This is a genomic window from Vibrio sp. YT-19(2023) (assembly GCF_033337395.1).
In genome coordinates, this window is sequence record NZ_JAWOQN010000361.1 from 1 (window position 1) to 792 (window position 792).

The following is a 792-nucleotide window of genomic DNA, read 5'->3' on the forward strand; positions in this document are numbered from 1 at the left end:
ATTACCGGTGAATTTATGAAGTACTTACCGTTAACGCTAATCGCGACGTTAGCGGCGTCATTGGTGATGGCTTTGCTATTTGTGCCTGTTATTGGCGGCATTATTGGTAAACCTCAGGTTATCAATCCTAAAGCCCAACAAGAAATGGTGGAGCTACACAACGGAAACTTTGAGAAAGCGACAGGAATTACCAAGCTTTATTACAAAACCTTGTTTGTGGCGATTCAACATCCTTGGAAAGTGCTGCTGAGCGCGGTATTGCTGGCGGGTGGTGTTGGATTTACTTACAGTAAAGCGGGGTTAGGAGCTGAGTTTTTCCCTGAAGTCGACCCGCCATTTTTCACCGTAAAAGTACGCTCTTACGGGGATCTTTCCATTAATGAGAAAGATATCGTAATGCGAGAAATTGAAAAGGTCATGCTGGGTCATGATGAGTTTGAAAGTGTCTACACTCGCACTGGATCGAGCGATAATGGTGACGAAATCGGTCAGATTCAAATAACTCCTGTGGATTGGCAATATCGTCGTAAAGTCAAAACGATCATTGAAGAGCTAAAATCTACCACTGACCAATTTTATGGCGTTGAGTTAGAGTACAAATTTCCGGATGCCGGTCCTCCGGTTGAACATGATTTGGTGATTGAAGTTTCTTCTCGAAGTAGGAGTATAGGCGAGCTAGATGACGCCGCGAAGCTCGTTAGGCTTTGGGCTGATAGCAACCCAGCACTGACTAATTTGAGTGATACCACCAATAAAGAGGGGATTGACTGGCAAATTGACATTCGACGCGAC

At 44.6% G+C, this 792-nt stretch carries 1 pseudogene; it reads left to right on the forward strand.

From position 1 onward, the window contains the following. Window positions 1-792, forward strand: a pseudogene (vmeK, locus tag R7E78_RS25910) (multidrug efflux RND transporter permease subunit VmeK); the annotation flags it as partial.